We start from the raw sequence: 19,614 nt of genomic DNA, 5'->3' as shown, positions 1-19,614 counted from the left end.
TTGTATAAACATATAACACTAATAGTTACATTGCCAGCATTATACTAAAGCTACCGTATGAAGAAATTATTGCCTGTGCTGCTCCTCTTTGCTGTGGCCTGCAAACAAAAGGAATATAATGCCGACCTTTTGGTAAAAAATGCTGTTGTTTACACTGTCGACAGCAGCTTTACCACCGCTAACGCGTTTGTAGTAAAAGCAGGCAAAATTTTAGCGGTAGGCAATGCAGATACCCTTGAACAGGAATATCTTGCCCATGAAGTTGTTGACGCGGCCGGAGCCGCGGTGTACCCCGGTTTTATTGACGCACACGCTCATTTTTACCAGTACGGGCTGGGACTGCAGGAGGTTAACCTCGTTGGAACCCACAGTTGGGACGAGGTTGTTGATTCGGTAGAGGCATACGCCGATAGGAATACTGACGGTTGGATCATGGGCCATGGCTGGGACCAGAACGACTGGCCAAAAAAACAATTTCCGGATAAGGCCCGGCTTGATTCCCTGTTCCCGGTACGACCGGTACTACTGAGCCGGATTGATGGTCATGCTGCTATTGCCAACCAGGCTGCTTTGAACATTGCGGGCGTAAAACCCGGCCAAACCATTACCGGTGGGGAGTTTGAAACCATTAATGGCAAACTTACAGGTGTATTGGTAGATAATGCGGTTGGCGTTGTTGCCCGTAAAATACCCGAACCAACAGGGGAAATTGTTGAAGGCGCGCTTTTGGCGGCCCAGAAAAATTGCTTTGCGGTTGGTTTAACTACTGTTGATGACTGCGGGTTGCCTTACACCATGGTCAACACCATTGCCGCACTGCAGCATAAAGGGACGCTCAAAATGCGCTTGTTTGTGATGCTGAGTGACAGAGAAGAGAATTATGAATACTTGTTTAAACATGGCGTTTATAAAACACCGGGCCTCAACGTACGCGGGTTTAAGGTTTATGCCGATGGCGCACTGGGTTCAAGGGGGGCATGCTTATTAAAACCTTATACCGATCAGAAAAACTGGAACGGCTTTTTACTGAGCAGTCCACAGCATTTTCAGGAAGTAGCGGCCAAAATTGCCGCTCATGGCTTACAAATGAGCACACATGCCATTGGCGATTCGGCTAACCGGCTGATGCTGAAAATTTACGCGGGCATATTAAAAGGTAAAAATGATAAACGCTGGCGTATTGAGCACGCGCAGGTACTATCGCCGGAGGATGTTAAATATTTTGGTGATTATAACATTATACCGTCGGTGCAGCCTACGCATGCTACTTCAGATATGTACTGGGCCGGGAAAAGGCTCGGGACAGAGCGGCTGAAGTCGGCTTATATCAACAAACAATTATTAAAACAAAACGGGTGGCTGCCGCTTGGTACCGATTTCCCGGTAGAGAATATTAACCCACTATATACCTTTTACGCAGCTGTAGAACGGAAAGATCTGAAGGGGTTTCCTGCAAGAGGCTTTCAGCCCCAAAACGCGCTGAGCCGTATGGAAGCACTGCGGGGTATAACCATATGGGCAGCCAAAGCCAATTTTGAAGAAAAAGAAAAAGGCAGCCTGGAGCCAGGAAAATATGCCGATTTTGTGATGCTTGATAAGGATATTATGAAGGCCAAAGGAGCCGAACTGCCAAAAGTTAAAGTGATTAAAACCTATATAAACGGAATAAAAGTATATGATAAAAAATAAATGGGGCTGCGTGCCTTTAGTACTGTTAGGATTTACAATATTTAATACCGCCTGTGCACAAATTCCGCCTGTTACCGCACCACCTACTGGTCAGGCTTATGTTAACGAACAACGACTGGTTGAGCATTCAACAGTTTTATTTAACAACAGCAAATACCTGGTACCGCTGAAAGATCTTGATCAGTTAAAGATAGCAAGCGTTCACTTCTCCAACCAGTATGCCGCCCCTTTTGATAGCTTGCTTAATAAATACAGCAAGGTAGATGCATTTGACGGCAACGCTTACACAGGTGCCAAAACCTTGGTCGACCTGTCATCCGATCTGAAATGGTATAATACCATTATACTCCAGCTAACTGATGCCGATCTGAACAATCCGCAGATCATGGATTTTATAACCAGCAACCAAAAACTAAAAAATGTAATAGTCGCCGCATTTGGTGGCGGTGCTATGCTGAGTAAACTAAGCAATGTTACCGTTCCTATTTTATGGAGCGAACGGGCAACGATGGTTTCGGCCTTTTATGGCGCTCAAGCCATTTTTGGCGGCTTGCCTGTTACCCAGAAGCTCACCCGTACCTATTCACCGCAGTTTGCCTCGGGAATGGGTTTTATTACCGATAAAATAAGGTTGCAATATACCGTGCCCGAAGATGCAGGTATCAACTCCAATAACCTTACCGGCATTGATGATATTGCCCGCGAAGCCATAGCCGAGCATGCAACCCCCGGCTGTGTGGTGCTGGTAGCCAAGGATGGTAAGGTAATATTTAACAAAGCCTATGGTTACCATACTTATGACAAAACCATCCCCGACCGTATAACAGATATATTTGACCTGGCCTCCATGACCAAAATAACCGCTACCACCATGGAAGCGATGAAGCTTACCGACGAGGGCAAGTTAAGTTTGGAGGGTACCGTTGGCGACTATATTCCATTGGCCCGCAAAAGCAATAAAAATGATTTGCTGATACGTGAGCTGCTGATGCACCAGGCCGGGCTGATACCCGATATTAAGACCTTTGAAAAGGTAAAACCTGCAGATCATAGTACCGATTCATCGGCAGCTTACCCGACGCGGGTATCGGATCACTATTTTTTAAGAAAGGATTATTATAAGGAAGTAATGCTGCCCGATATGCTGAACTCCCCGCTTAAAACAAGAGGGCAGTATGTGTACAGTGATGTGAGTATGCTACTGATGAAAGAGGTGGTGGAAAGCATTACCTCTATACCCGAAAATGTATACGTACAGCAGCAGTTTTACGGGCCGCTGGGTATGCAAACAGCAGGCTTTTTACCACTGAACCGCTTTAGTGCCGACCGCATACCTCCAACAGAGAACGACCAGGAGTACCGCCAGAGCCTGCTTGATGGCTATGTGCATGACCCAACCGCCGCCATGATGGGTGGAGTTGCAGGTCACGCCGGTTTGTTTGCCGATGCCAACGACGTGGCCATTATTTACCAGATGATGCTTAACCGGGGCACTTATGGTGGCGTTCAGTATTTTAAACCCGAAGTGGTTGACCTGTTTACTTCCAAGCAATCGGCGGTGAGCCGCCGTGGGCTGGGTTTTGACCGCTGGGACCCAATTGCCGACAGGCATTATCCCTCAAAACTGGCCTCTCCGCAAACGTACGGCCATACTGGTTTCACGGGCACCTGTATATGGGTTGACCCGAAAAGCAACCTGGTATATGTATTTTTGAGTAACCGTGTACATCCGGATGCCGGCAACAAACTGGGCAGCCTTAACATCAGGCCGCGGATACAGGATGTGGTTTATGAAGCGATAGCTAAGGGAATGGGGATGTGAGTTTACCCTTGTCTTAAAAGAAAGCTGTTCAATCAAAATTGTCATTCTGAGCATCGCGAAGAATCTGATGGGTAAATAGATTCTTCGTTCCTCAGAATGACAATTTATAATAAGAATAATGCACTATAGCCTTATGGTCTGTAGTTTCGGGTAACCGACCTTAAGTCAAGATCAGGGTAACTCGAAGTGCCATTGGCTTTGTACGGAAATCTTGTTTCGTCAAAGGTGCCGTCCCTAAACAGAGCAAAAGATATAAGCGTCTCTTTGCTCAGGTCAACACTCTTCACCCCCAGATACTTAGAAAAATCAGGAAATTTTATGCCGGCAGAATATGCCGCGGCTGGGCTAAATAATTGCATGTAAAAGCCTGGGCCTGATTTTTCGCTTTCAAAATAACCTGCATAATAATCAACTGATCCGGAAAACGAGGGCTTAAAAGTGGCCAGGGTTGAAGCTGGGGTGTTAATTACGCCATTGTAAGTATCGGTCTTATCAGGAATGATACTGCTATTTTTGGTAAAATAATAATCAAGGTTGCCGAGCTTGTACGTTATTTTGGTAATATATTCTGCAAAAGGCTCTGATGGATAATAATAATTAACCTGGTTGCCCGGAGCGGTTATAGTTCCTATAAAATAATTGCTATAGTATTGTTTATCAGGCCTGGCGAGTACAGTTACCGAAAGGTTTGTTCCGGTGGAAGTAATGGTTTTAGCTAAAGGCGTCTTGTTTATTTGGGTCATGTCTATATCAACCTTGGTTCCCCCTTTGCCAACATCAAAAAAGTTGTATACATTATAGCCTCCTATCCTAAAATGCGCATAAAGTTTGGTATCATCGCTTCCGGCGGGGTACAATTTCATAATCTATCCCCAAGCGTTCTTAACTGATATCCATACTGATCTCCCCTAATATCAAACTGATCAAAATAGATAGGATGTTTTAAATGATATTCCACTTCATGAGCCTGCTTTGTTAACAGTTGTTTGTTTGAGTCATAATAGTGGCTTCCTTTTTTAACCTGTAAATAGCTTTTGATAACAGATTTTGTGACGGTTGAATCGGCAGTTAAATTGATCTCAAAAAAATTGAAGCGATCTTTCTCATACGGCTTTAATGAAGTTATTTTTAAGATGTTGTACCGTTTACGTATTTAACTTCGTTCAATATTTCTCCGTTTTCGTCGGTACATACAAAATAAGTACTGCTGTAATAACGCAAATCTTCAACCGTGAGGTTTAGCGTAAGCAGTGTGTCTACCACGGTTTCAACAGGTGGTTTGTTCCCATCGTCGGGTTTGGTATTTTTGTTTTTAGAACAGCCGGCAAAAATAATAGCCGAAACAAAAAATAACGCGAGTTTTTTCAATGATATTAGGATTAGTGACAAAGTAAGGCATTTACGGTGGCAAATATAAGTGCCTGTCTTGAATGCCGCAAATGATGTAATAGTGTGATGACAAGCGTCGGAGTTATTGTCAGAAGTGTATTAGGAAGAATAAAAAAGCGTCGGGTTGTGCGATTGCCACCATCGGGAGGAAATAAAAGCGCCTGAAATTAATCCTCAAAAAGTTAACTATTATTTAAAACAATTTCTTGTTTATTGCGTTCCCTTACCTTTATGAATTTAATTGTTAAGTATGAGAAACACAGTAAAAGTCACCCTAATTGCAGTATGTTTATTGTTTGCCGGTCAATTTGCCAAAGCACAAACCAAGTTCGGATATATTGATTTTCAGGCACTGGTTGGCCAGATGCCCGAGGCCAAAACAATAAAACCGCAGATTGATGCCTATCAGAAACAGTTTGTTGATCAGCTTACAGCTATGAACAACGAATTGCAAACCAAAGGAAAGGCATTTCAGGACCAGAGCAAAACAATGACCGATGCTGTACGTACAACAAAGCAAAATGAGCTTCAGGACCTTCAAAAACGTATGCAGGATCTTCAGACCAGCGCCCAGCAGCAGGTTGAAGCCAAGTCAAACGAATTGATAAAACCATTATCAGATAAAGCCCGCACGGCTGTTAACACCGTTGCCAAAGAAAAAGGTATCACTTATGTGCTTGATTCATCACAGGGATCGCCATTGCTTGTAGCAAGCGACGGGACAGATTTAATGGTACCTGTTAAAACCAAGCTCGGCATCAAATAAAATCCATATCAATATTATCCTATCCATTTGGCGTATTAAGAGTTGCGAATACTCAGCAGTATACTTGCGCCAAATGGACGGGTTTGTTTGACCCGTGTAATTTTTACACCGTACATAATTGGGGTATTTTATGCCCTGCTGCTTATTAATGTGTTGTTATTCAGTGTGTTTTTAAGATGTAAGCGTAGATTTTATGTATCTCTCCATTCTAAACGCATAGTTACGCCAGCTGCAGAATGCTAATTTTGCAGTATCTATGATTACACTTACATCAAAAACAAAAGCCATTAAAGAACGCCACCTGGGTATCGCTACTTTACTGGCCTTTGCCCTCATCCCTTTATCGGGCTTTGCTACTGATATTTATATACCCTCGTTACCCACCATGGCCGGCGAAATGCATGTTGGCAGCATCCAGGTACAGTTAACACTAAGTATTTTTTTAATCAGTTATGGCGTTTCGCAATTATTTATTGGCAGCGTACTGGACAGTTTTGGCCGGTATAAGCTTTGTTTGGTTTCATTAGTTGTCTTCGCGGCGGCCAGCGTGGTAATAGCCACTACACATAATATTTACCTCATATACCTTATGCGGGTGATACACGGGGTTACTGTTGGCTCTATAATAGTAGCCAAGCGGGCTTATTTTGTTGATTTGTTTGCCGGCGAAAAATTAAAGCATTATTTAAGTTTGTTTTCTATTATCTGGTCAACCGGGCCTATTGTGGCCCCGTTTATAGGCGGCTACCTGCAAACGGCTTTTGGCTGGGAGTCAAACTTTTATTTTCTGGCCGGTTTCGCGGTGGTGTTTGCCGTTTTAGAATTTATTTTCAGCGGCGAAACCCTGGTACACTTTTCAGATTTTCATTTTCAAAAAATTGTAAAGGTTTATACCGGTATGATCAAGACCCCAAGTTTTACCCTTGGTATTGTAATGCTGGGGCTGGCTTATTGTATGGTGATGACGTATAACATGACCGGGCCTTTTATTATTGAGCACCACTTTAACCTGTCGCCGGTAATTGCAGGTTACAGCTCACTGGTGCTTGGTTTTGCCTGGATGGTTGGCGGCTTTATTGGCAAAGCAACCATTAACCGCCCGTTTTTTAAAAGAATGGTAATTAATATAGCCTTACAGATACTTTTTGTGGCGGTGATGATCATCAGCGTTAATTTTATCAGCAATCTGTATTCGCTCATATTCTTCGCGTTTATTATACATGTATGCGCGGGCTATACCTTTAATAACTACTTTACATTTTGCCTGGGCAAATTTCCTAAAAACGCGGGCATTGCCAGCGGCCTTACCGGCGGCATTACTTATGTTATTGTTTCGTTTTTAAGTTACGGCATTGTGAATATTGTACCCGCGAAAGACGAACGAAACCTTAGTTTCAGTTATCTGATGCCCATTATACTGTCGGCGGTTATCATGTTTTTAATCTCCAAAATAAGGGAGAAAGAACCAGTTGCTTTAGAAATCGCAGCAAAGGCATAATTTCCAGCTACGACTCACATATTCAGGGCCCTTGCCATTTTGGCAAGGGCTTTTTGTTTTGCATGCCCTATTGTGCTGTAATAATTTAATAAACTGCTGATGCTCAATGCTAAAATAAAAACAATAAACTCTAACTTTATGAAAAGACAACGGCCCGCAGCAGAGCAGTAGAAATAAAGCATGAAGTACTACACCATAGCGCCACCGGAAATATTAAAACCTTTTGTAAGGTTTTTTTGGGTACTGGAGCACGAGCTTTCGGCCAGGGAGCCAGAGTACGTTTACCGGTCGATAGCCGATAGCTGTACCGAAATGGTGTTTCATTACCGCGCGGGTTTTGATGAGATAACCGAACAGGGTGAGCAGAACAGCGATCCGTCGGGCATCCAATTCCAGACTGATACCTATCGGCGGTTTATAACCCGTGAGAGCTTCGGCATTTTTGGCGCTTATATATATCCGTTTGCTGTTCCGCGCCTTTTTAATATTCCCAGCAGCCAAACAACCAACCTCGCGCTTGATTATGATACTTTTTTAGGCTGTGCCGGCCGTGAACTGGAAGAGCGGATTATACTGGCACAAGATAACCAGGAAAGGGCCGGTATCCTGAGCGATTTTTTACTGATGCGCCTGCGCCATAACGTAAAAACAGACGACCGTATTATCACTTCTATTCGCCAAGTAATTCATTCCAAACAGCATCAAACAGTAGCGCAACTGGCCGATACCTTTAATCTTTCGGTAAGGCAGTTCGACAGGCGTTTCAAAGAATATGCGGGGTTTAGCCCCAAAATCTATTTGCGGCTGGTGCGCCTGCAAAACGCTATTCAACAATACAACAACCATAAAACATTAACACAAATAGCGCTGGAATGCGGTTACTATGACCAATCGCACTTTATACATGATGTTAAAGTTTTTACCGGGTATCATCCTTCCTTTTATTTTTCGGGCAGGGCCGAGGGTACCGAATACCGTAATGCTAACGGGTAATTAGCATTCAAGAATTATCTGAACCAACAAAAAATGTCTTGTTTTTACAATTTCGACAAATGACGACTTGTTATTTTTGAATAAAAGCATATCAATATGGAAACAATAAAAAGCATCCCCGAAAATTATCAGCGTATTATGCCATACCTTATTATAGAGGATGGGGCAAAATTTATGACGTTTACGCAAAATGTATTTGGCGCCACAGAACAGTACAAACACATGCGCGACAAGAATACCATTATGCATGCCGAAATAAACATTAAAGGCAGCACCATTATGTTTGCCGATTGTACCGATACCTATCAGAAGCAAAATGCAGGCATGTTCATTTATGTTGATAACTGCGATGAAACCTATAAAAAAGCGATAGACAACGGCGCAGAAAGCGTCATGCAGCCCGCCGACCAGCCCTACGGTCGCAGTGCAGGTGTAAAGGATCCTTTTGGCAATACCTGGTGGGTTACTAATCCTTTATAGTAAAGACTTGCTATGCCCCCGCCGCCGCGCAAGCCCCACCATGTTCTGCCCGCTTTCATCCGAAGCTTATCTGCTGAAGGGGAAGAATGATAGTTAGTTATGTAGGGAGGTTGCCATGCTGAGCTTGTCGAAGTATGGTGGGCAGGCCTCCGCGCTCGACCCTTCGACAAGCTCAGGCTGACAGGCTACCGCTCTGGAATGTCGTGTTTGCACCTGTTCGGTTGCGTTCGCGACTGTTCGCAGGTGTTCGCACCCGTTCGTGGATGTTCGCGGTGTTCGCACTTTCAAAAAACGAACACCCCTGCAATTTATGAACACATTAGAGTATCTGGTTAAATTCCAACCGTTCGCCATCGGGTCCGGTGATGTTAAAATACTTGCACCCGTTTTTCCAGAACTGGAGAAATACCGGCGCTTCCTCTATCACGTTAAAGCCGGCGGCTTTAATTGTGCTGAAAGTCTCGTCAATGTCGCTCACATCAAACGCCACGTGGTCAACATGGCCATCACCCCTGCTCCTGATCGCCGCTAAGGAGGCTTGCGGTAGCTGATATAACTCCATGATCATATTGCCGCGCTGCATCATGATGCAGGTACCCTTTTTCCCCTTGTCGGTAAACGGCGCTTCCATTGCATTCTTAAAGCCCAGTCGGGTATAAAATGCTTGCGACACTTTAATATCGGTTACCGGCACGCCGATGTGCTGTATACCGTTGATCTTTAAATTGATGATGTTTTCCATTGTTAGTATATTTATAAATATTTCGTTGAACCAAGTAAACTATCTAAGTTAAATCATTTTACACAGCCTTAACACATTTGCCATAAATTGCTGTTAAACTTGCATCCAAAATCAACGCATTAATGAAGATCGGAATTGTTTGTTACCCAACCTTCGGCGGAAGCGGGGTAGTTGCCACAGAACTTGGTAAGGCCCTTGCAGACCGGGGGCATCAGGTTCACTTTGTTACCTATAACCAGCCAGCCCGTTTAGACCTTTTTTCTGAAAACTTATTTTACCACGAGGTATCGGTATCCAACTACCCGCTGTTTGATTTTCCACCCTATGAACTGGCCCTGGCCAGCCGTTTGGTCGATGTGGTGCGCCATGAGCAGCTTGATGTGCTGCACGTTCATTACGCTATTCCGCATGCTTCGGCGGCGTTTATGGCCAAGCAAATACTATTAACCTTTGGTATATATATACCGGTGGTTACCACCCTGCATGGTACTGATATTACGCTGGTTGGTAAAGACCGTACCTTTAATCCGGTAGTTACCTTTTCTATCAATAAATCTGACGGCGTAACCGCGGTATCTGAAAACCTGAGGAAAGATACATATGAGTTTTTTGATATCGAGAATGATATAAGGGTGATCCCTAACTTTATTGATCTTAACCGTTTCAGCCTTAAAGCTAAAGACCATTTTAAAAAAGCCATAGCCCCTTCTGGCGAAAAAATACTGGTGCATACCTCTAACTTCCGTAAGGTAAAGCGTACCGAGGATGTGATTAAGATATTTGCCAGGGTAGTAAAGGCAATCCCCTCAAAGTTATTAATGGTAGGCGACGGGCCTGAACGCTCGGCCTGTGAGCAATTATGCCGCGATCTTGATGTTACCGAAAATGTGCGCTTTTTAGGCAAACAAGATGCTATAGAAGAAATACTTTCTGTGGCCGATCTATTCCTGATGCCGTCGCAGTCAGAAAGTTTTGGTTTGGCGGCACTGGAGGCAATGGCCTGCAAAGTTCCGGTAATTAGCACGAATGCCGGGGGCCTGCCCGAATTAAACGTAGATGGCGTAACCGGGTTTCTGAAAGATGTTGGTGATGTGGAAGGTATGGGCGAAAAGGCTATTTACATACTGGAGGACGAAACCCGCCTTGCTACATTTAAAGAAAACGCATTGGCCCGCGCTAAAGAATTTGACCTGGCCACCATTTTACCACTGTATGAGAACTATTACCTGGAGGTAATTGATAAATGCAAGGTTTTGTGTCCTGGCAAAGTGAAATAATTTTATCAGGTTCAACAACTTATTCAAAGGGAATTTGTTAGATTTAAACGAATTCCCTTTTTTATTGAACCTGAGGATCTTAGCATTTTTCTGATGTAATATGCCTGATACAAATGAAAATTTATTTTCTAAAGGTTAAAATTTGTTGTGGATGTTAATTAACTTAGTTTATTGTTTCACTTTTAAAAATTAAAACTTATGGCAAAGCACACAACCCTAAAGCGTGGTCAATTACTTAAGTACATTGGTAAAAGATGGAAGAATTTAAATATAAGTAATCCCTTCATGAAGTTTTTGGGTTACGACGGTAATGGTTTCGCCGACCTTTGGGTTGAATACCAGGGCCGTTTATTATTCATCTCAATTAAAGAGGTTGAACTGGCTGTTTAAAAACGAGTGCCAATCTATTTAATAGCGGGTTTGTTCATAAACATTCCCCTGATAATTATGTGCTTTTAAAAAAAGAAGTTATATTTGTCATAAAGGAAATGGTGTCTTCCTAACTAACCGCCCTGAAAAGCTGATGGCGCCTACAATTAATTAACTCACAGGATTTGACCTGTGCTGATTTTTTGTAGGTGGAAAAAAAAACTCAACCAATCTCATTCAAAATCTCCGATCATAATTTATGGCTGCAATTGCTGCTGTCTTCCTGTGATCTTGCGCCGAAAATTTCCGGCAGGTCCGGAAGCGTTTTCGTGTGCCTTAATCCCGCCATATTAAACCTAAATTTGCCTTCCATAAAATGAAAGATAAAATTTTTACGTCCGAACATTTTTCTATATTGAAACATCTGCTTCGGTGGACATTCATTATCATTCCCATTGCTATAGTCATAGGCAGCACAGTGGCTTTTTTTTTATGGCTGCTTAATTTTGTGATCCATTTCAGGTTCCGTAATCCATATACACTGTATTTTTTGCCGCTTGCCGGGGTGCTCATATATTTTATTTATAAGCTGGCAGGCGGCAATGCCGAAAAGGGGAACAATCTGATTATCGACGAAATTCATGAGCCGGGTGGCGGTGTGCCTAAGCGTATGGCGCCTATTGTGCTCATAACAACTATTATTACCCATCTTTTTGGCGGCTCGGCCGGGCGTGAGGGCACAGCAGTGCAAATTGGCGGCAGTATTGCCCAAATGTTTGGGAACTGGTTTGGGCTGAACGAAAACGATACAAGTATTGTGTTAATGGCTGGCGTAGCAGCAGGTTTCGGGGCGGTTTTTGGCACCCCTTTAACCGGCGCCATATTCGCCTTGGAGGTGCTCACCCTGGGGCGTATCCAATATAACGCTTTATTGCCTTGTCTCATAGCCAGTGTTATTGGCGATGTAACTGTTGCTGCTTGGGGTGTTCATCACACGGCTTATCATATCGATGTTTTCATCATTACCCCTCATTGGTTCTCAGCGTGGCTGCCGGTTGACTTTGTATTGCTTTTTAAGATCATCATCGCATCCGCGGCTTTCGGACTGGCCAGTTACCTGTTTGCTTATATGGTACATGGCATCAAGACATTTTTTGTTAAACAGGTATCAGTGCCGTGGCTTATACCGGTTTTGGGTGGATTGCTCATTATTAGCATTACCATGCTTATTGGTAAACCCGATTACCTGAGCCTGGGAGTTGACGCGGAACACGCCGGGGCGGTTACTATTCCGTCTGCTTTTCAAGCAGGTGGCGCCGATACCTGGAGTTGGCTCTGGAAAACCATTTATACTACCATTACCCTGGGTACAGGGTTTAAAGGCGGTGAGGTTACCCCGCTCTTTTATATCGGCGCAACACTTGGCAATACCTTGTCCGTATTAATGGATGCCCCGGTTGGGTTATTTGCCGCGTTGGGTTTTATAGCCGTTTTTGCTGGCGCAACCAATACACCACTGGCCTGCACCATTATGGGGGTTGAGCTTTTTGGCGGACAGTATGTGCTATTTTTCGCCGTTGCTTGTTTTACAGCTTATTTTTTCAGCGGGCATTCGGGTATATATGGCGCACAACGTATTGGCGTGCCTAAAATAACAGGTTCTCGTTTTTCAGACTCGGCCACCCTTTCCGAAGCCGGTAACCGGCGGCAGAACTACGTGCGGCACAAGATGAAAAAGTATGGACTTTGGACCCGGAATAAAAATAAGTAAATACTACCTGATCACTAATCCTCAGGCTTTTTTGCCGGGTTTTTCACCGTATCCTTCACAGCTTTTATTGGCGGTGGCGGCAATGTTCTCGCTTTGTTTAAGGTATCTTTAGTCGTTTTTATTGCGGGCAGAGGGCTTGTACCGGATGCTTTATTTACGGTATCCTTTGCCGCTTTTGTACCAGGTGCTTTTTCTGGCGCTGTTTGATTCAACGTATCTTTTACTGTTTTAGGGTGGCCACGCGCTTCAACAGTATCAGGTCCAGCCTGTGTCGAATCCTGGTTAATGTTCAACGGTCTTCCCAAGCTATCTGTCAAAGGCCTTCCCAGGCTATCTGTTTTTGTTTTATTTAAGCTATCAGGTTTAGTTTTGGGAGGCGATTTTGCCACCGGTATTTTTTTTGTACGCGATGGTATAATGGATTCTTTCGAGATAGGTCTGTCCTTTGGTTTCCAGATAAAGCCTTTTAATTCCTTATCCTCGTCAGTTACTTTTTTTATCGGGATATACCGGTTCTCAGGTTTGGTAGAAAAGGTAACAGCTTTTATTTCACCCTTATTAAAAACAGCATGGATACGGCTGCTGAGTGATCGCTGCAAGCCGGCCACCTTTCCACTGTCGCGTTTAAAGAAAATGCTTTCGGCATTTACTGCTACATATACCTCGTGAAGCTTATCGTCCCTGAAAAAGCCGCGCATTTTTCTGCCGGATGCCTGGTTGAAGTGTACGGAGTCATCCTTTTCAATATTGACTACAAATGCCGACGGAAACAACTCCATGTTATCCAGCTTTTTGTTTCGCATTTGCAGGTAAACCGTATCACCCGATAGTTGCGAACCCTGGGTCCAGAACATGGGCTTTACATAACAGCGTATGGTAGAGTCGCTGTTGCTGTAAAAAATAGAATCGGCCTTACCCTGCAGATCCGATTTGAATATTTTAGCATGATGATGGGCAATCAATATCCTCACCCTGGCGGTATCACTGGTGTTAAATTCCCGTGTTGCAAAAACCGGGTCTTTTTTCATTTGTATCTGCCTCAGGCTATCTTGCTTCGCTTTTCTTATTGCAGCTGTTCTGTCCTTTTTTATTTGTGATGAATCAACTTTTGGTTTGCCAAAAAAGTCCTTGTGCAGGTAGGATGTATCTTTCGGGATGTGTAATGACACTATTGGCATTCCTTTAAGTTTTGCATTTAAAACAGCCAGTCTCATCCCCTTTTCGGTTGTATCTCTGAAATGCAGCATGCGCTGTTTTTCCTGATATATTTTGAGATTCTTAAAGGTCATGATCTGCGTTTCGAGCGTATCGGCAGTCATAAATATCGAATCGCGTTTTATTTTCTCGGGCTTCTTAGCCGTATCCGCCAATGCCGCGGGCAGTTTATCTCCTTTAGTCTTGATATTTTTAATGTTCCCGGCTACCTTCTCCACATTTGCCAAATTCTGAGCAACATCCCCTGGTCTTATATTTTTCGCATGCGAAGTGAGGGCCTTGAGTGTGGAGTCGGCTTTTGACGAATCGGTTTTACTAATTATCCCTTTTGGTTTCAGGTCCTCCGCCATCCGTGCCAGATTAGTGATCTTTTTTACATCTTCCTTTTTAACATTATTACCCTGCGCAGCCAACGCCTTTACCGCCGAATCAGCCCTTGCCGAGTCGGCTTTGCCCACTATCCCTTTGGGTTTAAGCTCTTCAACCATTTTGGCCATATTGGTTATTTTTTTGGCATCGGTAGCAGTAGCTTTGGGGTTTTTATTTTGGGCCAGCTGGGGCGGGGCTTTGCCTGCGGCCGAATCCGTTTTGGTGGTATCCTTTTGTTCGGTAATCATTACTACGTAGGCATATTGGGTAACCACTGTTCGCTCATCAGCCTTGTAATAAGTGCCCAGATCGCCCTTCAGTGTAATTTTTTGTTCGTTATCGTTAAAGGTGATGTTTTTAACCGCGCGGCCATATCCCTTCAACCTGTCATAAAATAGACTATCGCCTTTTAATGATTTTGTACCTTGTTTATATAAATTATGCTTGCCAAAAAAAGCCTGTTCGGTTACGGTATTATATAAGCCGTTTTCGGTATAAAGTGTGTCTTTATCTTTTTTTCCATAAATATTGGTAGGTCCGTAAAAATAAGATATACGGGTGCCGGTATTATACCGTAAGGTGTCGGTCTTTATAATAGCGTCAATTGTGGTAAGCACTACATCATAACGGAAATACGAGTCGCGAGATTTAGCAAAGTAGTATCCGTTTTTACTGGTAAGCACATTGTCTTTATTCACCAGTTTGCCGCCACTGGTATAGGTGCCTATACGGGTAGCTGTATTATAAGTAAGGAAATTGGTTGTTAGGGTGGCATCACGGTCAACCATTTTTACATTATCAGTTAATATGGCCAGCTTAGTATTACCATTGTAGTTTAGCTTATCCGAAAAAATATTGAGCGTATCGCCCTGGTTAATATTTACATTCCTGAATGCGTCGAAAGCATTTTCATTGGGGTAAAAATAAGCGCTGTCTGATCGTAAGATGGAGAAATCCTGTTTGAAAACTCCCTTGTAAACCTTAATTACATCGCGTCCGTTAATTTTGGCAAAGGAGCTGCTTTCTGATTGTATTAAATTTACAATTGACTTTTTGGTTTTTTGGGCCATAACAACCCCTGCCACCATCAATAACAAAAAGCTTAAAACATATTTCATTGCGTTGGCAAAATTAGTTTTTTGTTGGGGTTATTAAATTAATAATTTTGGTGAATGCTACCAGTTAAACAGTTTGTTGATTTTATTGAACAAAATAATCTATTTGCCGCCGGCAGCAAAATTTTAGCTGCTGTAAGCGGTGGCACCGACTCTGTTTTAATGGCTCACCTGTTAAAAGCGGCGGGCTACACCTTTGGCATTGCACACTGTAACTTTCAGCTGCGTGGCGACGAGGCCTTGCGCGACCAGGAGTTTTGCAACAATCTGGCCAACCGGCTTCGTGTACCTTTCCATACCATCAATTTTGATACCCGGAATTATGCGGCCGACAATAAAATATCTATACAGATGGCCGCGCGCGAACTGCGTTATCAATGGTTTGATACTGTTAGCCAGCAATCAGACTACCAGGTTATTGCGCTTGCACACCACCAAAACGACACAATTGAAACAATATTGTTAAACCTTACGCGCGGAACCGGGATAGCCGGCTTGCATGGTATTTTGCCCAAAAATGGCAATCTGGTGCGTCCGCTGTTATTTTTAAGGCGCGAAGAAATAACCGCGTTGGTAGTTGATAATAAGCTTGATTTGGTGGAGGATAGCTCTAACTCATCTACCAAATACGCCCGTAATAAACTACGGCTGGAGGTGATACCCAAATTAAAGGAGCTAAACCCCAGCCTTGAAAAAACATTTGAAAACAACCTGAAACACTTTCGCGACCTGGAAATATTGCTTGAAAGCCAAGTAGCCGAACTTAAAAAAACTGTAATTAGACACGGGGCCGATGGTAATTATTTGTTGCTTGATGACGTAAAGCAGTTAAACCCCATCAGGTTATTGTTGTTTAAATTGCTGCAGGAATACGGTTTTAATGAAACAACCGTTGATGATCTGATATCGGTATTGGATAAACACCCGGGAAGGGTATTTGAGTCTGCAGGGTTTTTGCTGATACGTGACCGTGACAGGTTTATACTGCAAAAAAAGACAAACGAACTGCGGAAAGCTGCGCTAATTGCAGAGAAAACACGGGAGGTGCATTATGGCAATTATAAGTTGAATATTTTGCATGATGATAGCCCGTTGATTGTAAAAGACAATCCGATGGCGGTGTCGGTTGATTCGGCCCTGCTGATATTTCCATTAACCGTGCGGGCATGGCAGGAGGGCGATCATTTTTATCCGCTGGGGATGAAGGGGCGAAAAAAGCTCAGCGATTTTTTCATCGGCCAGAAAATAGCGCTGCATCAAAAAAATGAAGTGCCTTTGCTTGTAAATGGCAACGGCGATGTGATATGGGTAGGCAGTTACCGGCCCGATGAAAGGTATAAAGTAAACAATAACACTAAAAAAGTTACTATCTTCGAACTGTACAAATTAAGATGAGCGATAAACCGATCTTTGTAGAAAAACAGTACCTCGGCAGGGAATTTATACCTATTACCATACGCCTGGTTTTGGCCATGTTTTGCTTTGCAGCCTATTTTTTTACCGATGAACGTGAACGCAACGGCGACCTGCTGGTGGTAGTTGGCTTTGCCATTATCATTATATCCATTATCATGGGTTTTTTGCTTCATTTTGGTACCAGGGTGCAAAACAAAAGCATATTGCTTAACGGTTTGTGGACAGCCCGCCTGGTAAAAATTGACCTGAACAGTATTGTTAAGGTTGAAAAAGGTATATACAGCCGTTACCTGTTCAATAATCCGGTATATAACCTGCATACTAAAGGAACTATTCGCTTTTACGCAGCGGGTAATGATGCTATTCACCTTACAGACAGGGACGGCCTGCTGTACATCATTGGCTCGCAGCATGCCAATGAGTTTTTACGGGCCATACAGGAAGAAATGAAAAAAGTAAATTAATTTACCTGCCATTTTTTGTTACCTCAGCATTCCCAACAATCTTCTGTTTATTTTCAGCCTTCGGTTTTGCAAAATGAAGTTGCGTGCAAACATTATTACCACAAAACCATTTATATCAACTTGTTGAATTATATATTTAAACCGAAATGTTTAATATGAATAAAAAATTAATAGAAGCTTTCGGGCCAATATTGCTGGTCGTAATTTCAATTATATATACCGCATGCAATAATGCAAGTTCAAGTAGTAGCAAAAAGCAGCTTATATCATTTAAACCAATTCAAGGAATACATTACAGTGAAGTGCAGCGGCTTCAAAAGAATGGCCTTGCGTTAAATGCTTATGGATACCAACTGGAGCCTCAATGGCAGATAAATTTTGTGTCTGACGATTCAGCAAGTGTATACAGTCCTATCAAAAAGCAATTCCTTAATTTCCCGCTTAGTCGTGGGTATGATTCTGTCTTCAATACAGCAAGGGCTTGGCTCAGGGTTAAAAAAATGAATAAAGACAGTTTGGTACTGGAAATACTTAAAGCTAAGAACGACTCGATAGAGATTAATGGATCAAAAGTGTATATGTTGTTTTATGCAGATAATTATATCAAAAACGTATTACACTCCGATACCGCGACATTAAGACGACCAAGTCGCCGCGACACACAGTTTGTAAAATCATTAGTGATCAAGGCCAATAAAGATATTACCAAGGCTTTTGCAGCCAGGCACCCTGTTCAGTTCATAAGCAAAAGCCCTTTGGTAACCGCCAAACAGTTGCGTACAAAGCCCGATATCATGAATAATTTTGATACCGCTACCGATTATCTTAGCCCGGAATATGATATCAATATTGATAAAGCTTATGCCGATTTTTATTATTCGTTTACGGCTTGCGTAGATGACAGGGGCGAGATGCATTACCTGCGTCCGCTAATTGACTTTTCAATGGTTGGCGAAGAGGCTCAAAAATCATATATCCATCTTTCGCAAAGCGTGATGGATAGCTATTTAAAATATTATTTTAAAATTATTCCGGGTACTACGCTTGGCTTTATGCACTCGAGCAATATAACTTTACATGTACAAGGAAAAACGTCTGCACGTGGGGAGAGTAAAAAATAAGATTTGTGAGACCAGAAAATAGAAAGAGACACATGTAATGTGCCTCTGCGAAAGAAAGAAACATAAGAGACGCATGTGATGCGTCTCTTATGTTTTACTACATTTTTAAGCCAATCTCTCTTAGTCGCTCATCCAGGTATTCGCCTGCTGTAATGTCCGGGTATAATTTAGGATGTTGCGCGTCTATACAGGTTTCAAGGCTGGTTAATTCCATGTCTGATACCGGGTGTAGGAAAAATGGAACCGAGTAACGGGAGTTTTTCATCAGCTCGCGGGGTGGGTTTACTACCCTGTGCGTGGTTGATTTTAACTTGTTATTAGTTAGGCGCTGCAACATATCGCCCACATTCACTACCAGGTCTTCCCCATGAGCCTTAACCGGAAACCAGTTGCCTTCGCGGGTAAGTAGTTCCAATCCATCGGCACTTGCGCCAATCAGCAAGGTAATCAGGTTTATATCTTCATGTGCACCGGCACGTACTGCGTCGGCAGGTACCGAATCAGGGTCGAGAATAGGGAAATAATGCAAGGTGCGCAGTATAGAATTTCCATTGTGCACTTTATTATCAAAATAATTCTCGTCTAAATTCAAATATACCGCGATGGCCCTAAGCAGATGTGTACCCGCAGATTCCAGTTTTTTATATACCTCACGTGTCGTAGTGTTAAAAACAGGAAGTTCATCAACCGTTATGTTATCAGGGTATTGCTCCTTAATGGGTGAGCCATCTGTTACGGTTTGGCCTATTTGCCAAAACTCCTTTAAGTCGGGGGTTTTAAACCCTTTGGCGGTTTCTTTTCCTTTACCAGTGTATCCACGCTGACCTGCAAGCCCGGGTATTTCATATTTGTGTTTGGTATCCTCGGGCAATGCAAACAGGGCCTTCACCTGTTGGTAAAGCTCATCTATTAATTGTTTGCTTAAACCGTGATTGGTAATGGTTACAAAGCCGGTTTCGTTAAATGCCCGGCCAATATCGTCCGAAAATTGTTTGCGTTCGGCCGCGCTGCCATTTATATAACTGTCCAGATCAAGCCTTGGGATATTTACTGTACTCATGGTAATAGTATAGATAGTAAAATGTAAAATTATTTAATGTCTAATATAGCTTATGCAA

17 protein-coding genes and 1 riboswitch are annotated in these 19,614 nt (G+C 43.0%); of the genes, 12 read left to right on the top strand and 5 right to left on the bottom strand.

Annotated features, from left to right (window positions below):
- The first annotated feature begins 57 nt into the window (after positions 1-57).
- On the top strand, positions 58-1,689 hold the full coding sequence (locus tag SNE25_RS00685) for an amidohydrolase (protein ID WP_321563165.1): 1,632 nt from the start codon (positions 58-60) through the stop codon (positions 1,687-1,689).
- Positions 1,676-3,511, top strand: coding sequence for a serine hydrolase domain-containing protein (locus tag SNE25_RS00680; protein ID WP_321563164.1), 1,836 nt, complete (start codon positions 1,676-1,678; stop codon positions 3,509-3,511). Before SNE25_RS00685 ends, SNE25_RS00680 begins: the two co-directional genes overlap by 14 nt.
- Positions 3,512-3,642: 131 nt before the next feature.
- On the opposite strand, the gene SNE25_RS00675 is transcribed toward SNE25_RS00680, so the two are convergent.
- The gene (locus SNE25_RS00675) at positions 3,643-4,374 is read right to left on the bottom strand and encodes a hypothetical protein (protein ID WP_321563163.1); all 732 of its coding nucleotides are present in this window, start codon (positions 4,372-4,374) and stop codon (positions 3,643-3,645) included.
- Positions 4,375-4,639: 265 nt separating this feature from the next.
- A complete protein-coding gene (locus tag SNE25_RS00670) occupies positions 4,640-4,879 on the bottom strand; it encodes a putative periplasmic lipoprotein (RefSeq protein ID WP_321563162.1) in 240 nt (79 codons plus the stop codon).
- A 271-nt stretch (positions 4,880-5,150) separates the two neighbouring features.
- Here SNE25_RS00670 and SNE25_RS00665 point away from each other — a divergent pair, with 271 nt between their 5' ends.
- The 4 genes from SNE25_RS00665 (at position 5,151) to SNE25_RS00650 (ending at position 8,637) form a co-directional block, all read left to right on the top strand.
- Entirely contained in the window at positions 5,151-5,666 is a 516-nt protein-coding gene (locus SNE25_RS00665) for an OmpH family outer membrane protein (protein ID WP_321563161.1), read from the top strand.
- Positions 5,667-5,922: 256 nt separating this feature from the next.
- Entirely contained in the window at positions 5,923-7,164 is a 1,242-nt protein-coding gene (locus tag SNE25_RS00660; RefSeq protein WP_321563160.1) for an MFS transporter, read from the top strand.
- Positions 7,165-7,344: 180 nt separating this feature from the next.
- Positions 7,345-8,157, top strand: coding sequence for a helix-turn-helix domain-containing protein (locus SNE25_RS00655; protein WP_321563159.1), 813 nt, complete (start codon positions 7,345-7,347; stop codon positions 8,155-8,157).
- 96 nt (positions 8,158-8,253) lie between these two features.
- On the top strand, positions 8,254-8,637 hold the full coding sequence (locus tag SNE25_RS00650) for a VOC family protein (protein WP_321563158.1): 384 nt from the start codon (positions 8,254-8,256) through the stop codon (positions 8,635-8,637).
- A 319-nt stretch (positions 8,638-8,956) separates the two neighbouring features.
- On the opposite strand, the gene SNE25_RS00645 is transcribed toward SNE25_RS00650, so the two are convergent.
- Positions 8,957-9,379 (bottom strand): VOC family protein, encoded by a 423-nt coding sequence (locus SNE25_RS00645; RefSeq protein WP_321563157.1) that lies wholly within the window; start codon positions 9,377-9,379, stop codon positions 8,957-8,959.
- Between the two features lie 122 nt (positions 9,380-9,501).
- Between SNE25_RS00645 and bshA the strand changes: the two genes are divergently transcribed.
- From bshA to SNE25_RS00630, 3 genes are all read left to right on the top strand, one after another.
- A complete protein-coding gene (bshA, locus tag SNE25_RS00640; protein WP_321563156.1) occupies positions 9,502-10,656 on the top strand; it encodes an N-acetyl-alpha-D-glucosaminyl L-malate synthase BshA in 1,155 nt (384 codons plus the stop codon).
- Positions 10,657-10,854: 198 nt separating this feature from the next.
- Positions 10,855-11,046: a hypothetical protein gene (locus SNE25_RS00635; RefSeq protein ID WP_321563155.1), complete on the top strand. Its 192-nt coding sequence runs from the start codon at positions 10,855-10,857 to the stop codon at positions 11,044-11,046.
- Positions 11,047-11,131: 85 nt separating this feature from the next.
- A riboswitch (Fluoride riboswitch) is annotated at positions 11,132-11,196 on the top strand.
- A gap of 205 nt (positions 11,197-11,401) precedes the next feature.
- Positions 11,402-12,796 (top strand): voltage-gated chloride channel family protein, encoded by a 1,395-nt coding sequence (locus tag SNE25_RS00630; RefSeq protein ID WP_321563154.1) that lies wholly within the window; start codon positions 11,402-11,404, stop codon positions 12,794-12,796.
- A 14-nt stretch (positions 12,797-12,810) separates the two neighbouring features.
- Here the strand turns inward: SNE25_RS00630 and SNE25_RS00625 are convergent, their stop codons facing one another.
- Positions 12,811-15,498, bottom strand: coding sequence for an OstA-like protein (locus SNE25_RS00625; protein WP_321563153.1), 2,688 nt, complete (start codon positions 15,496-15,498; stop codon positions 12,811-12,813).
- Positions 15,499-15,552: 54 nt separating this feature from the next.
- Between SNE25_RS00625 and tilS the strand changes: the two genes are divergently transcribed.
- The 3 genes from tilS (at position 15,553) to SNE25_RS00610 (ending at position 18,496) form a co-directional block, all read left to right on the top strand.
- Complete coding sequence (gene tilS / locus SNE25_RS00620) at positions 15,553-16,890, top strand: tRNA lysidine(34) synthetase TilS (RefSeq protein ID WP_321563152.1); 1,338 nt, start codon at positions 15,553-15,555, stop codon at positions 16,888-16,890.
- Positions 16,887-17,375, top strand: a complete 489-nt coding sequence (locus tag SNE25_RS00615) for a hypothetical protein (RefSeq protein WP_321563151.1) — start codon at positions 16,887-16,889, stop codon at positions 17,373-17,375. Before tilS ends, SNE25_RS00615 begins: the two co-directional genes overlap by 4 nt.
- Positions 17,376-17,530: 155 nt before the next feature.
- Entirely contained in the window at positions 17,531-18,496 is a 966-nt protein-coding gene (locus SNE25_RS00610) for a hypothetical protein (RefSeq protein ID WP_321563150.1), read from the top strand.
- 97 nt (positions 18,497-18,593) lie between these two features.
- Here the strand turns inward: SNE25_RS00610 and SNE25_RS00605 are convergent, their stop codons facing one another.
- Positions 18,594-19,556 carry an isopenicillin N synthase family dioxygenase gene (locus SNE25_RS00605; RefSeq protein WP_321563149.1) on the bottom strand — a complete coding sequence of 321 codons (963 nt, stop codon included), beginning with the start codon at positions 19,554-19,556 and terminating at the stop codon, positions 18,594-18,596.
- Positions 19,557-19,614: the final 58 nt, after the last annotated feature.

The sequence above is a fragment of the Mucilaginibacter sabulilitoris genome (assembly GCF_034262375.1).
In the GTDB taxonomy this organism is placed as follows: domain Bacteria; phylum Bacteroidota; class Bacteroidia; order Sphingobacteriales; family Sphingobacteriaceae; genus Mucilaginibacter; species Mucilaginibacter sabulilitoris.
This window is presented reverse-complemented; position numbering and strand designations above follow the sequence as displayed.

Bases quoted from the DNA above. Each gene is read 5' to 3' on its own strand.
- SNE25_RS00685 (WP_321563165.1), top strand. From the start codon at position 58: ATGAAGAAATTATTGCCTGTGCTGCTCCTCTTTGCTGTGGCCTGCAAA.
- SNE25_RS00680 (WP_321563164.1), top strand. From the start codon at position 1,676: ATGATAAAAAATAAATGGGGCTGCGTGCCTTTAGTACTGTTAGGATTT.
- SNE25_RS00675 (WP_321563163.1), bottom strand. From the start codon at position 4,374: ATGAAATTGTACCCCGCCGGAAGCGATGATACCAAACTTTATGCGCAT.
- SNE25_RS00665 (WP_321563161.1), top strand. From the start codon at position 5,151: ATGAGAAACACAGTAAAAGTCACCCTAATTGCAGTATGTTTATTGTTT.
- SNE25_RS00660 (WP_321563160.1), top strand. From the start codon at position 5,923: ATGATTACACTTACATCAAAAACAAAAGCCATTAAAGAACGCCACCTG.
- SNE25_RS00655 (WP_321563159.1), top strand. From the start codon at position 7,345: ATGAAGTACTACACCATAGCGCCACCGGAAATATTAAAACCTTTTGTA.
- SNE25_RS00650 (WP_321563158.1), top strand. From the start codon at position 8,254: ATGGAAACAATAAAAAGCATCCCCGAAAATTATCAGCGTATTATGCCA.
- SNE25_RS00645 (WP_321563157.1), bottom strand. From the start codon at position 9,379: ATGGAAAACATCATCAATTTAAAGATCAACGGTATACAGCACATCGGC.
- bshA (WP_321563156.1), top strand. From the start codon at position 9,502: ATGAAGATCGGAATTGTTTGTTACCCAACCTTCGGCGGAAGCGGGGTA.
- SNE25_RS00635 (WP_321563155.1), top strand. From the start codon at position 10,855: ATGGCAAAGCACACAACCCTAAAGCGTGGTCAATTACTTAAGTACATT.
- SNE25_RS00630 (WP_321563154.1), top strand. From the start codon at position 11,402: ATGAAAGATAAAATTTTTACGTCCGAACATTTTTCTATATTGAAACAT.
- SNE25_RS00625 (WP_321563153.1), bottom strand. From the start codon at position 15,498: ATGAAATATGTTTTAAGCTTTTTGTTATTGATGGTGGCAGGGGTTGTT.
- tilS (WP_321563152.1), top strand. From the start codon at position 15,553: ATGCTACCAGTTAAACAGTTTGTTGATTTTATTGAACAAAATAATCTA.
- SNE25_RS00615 (WP_321563151.1), top strand. From the start codon at position 16,887: ATGAGCGATAAACCGATCTTTGTAGAAAAACAGTACCTCGGCAGGGAA.
- SNE25_RS00610 (WP_321563150.1), top strand. From the start codon at position 17,531: ATGAATAAAAAATTAATAGAAGCTTTCGGGCCAATATTGCTGGTCGTA.
- SNE25_RS00605 (WP_321563149.1), bottom strand. From the start codon at position 19,556: ATGAGTACAGTAAATATCCCAAGGCTTGATCTGGACAGTTATATAAAT.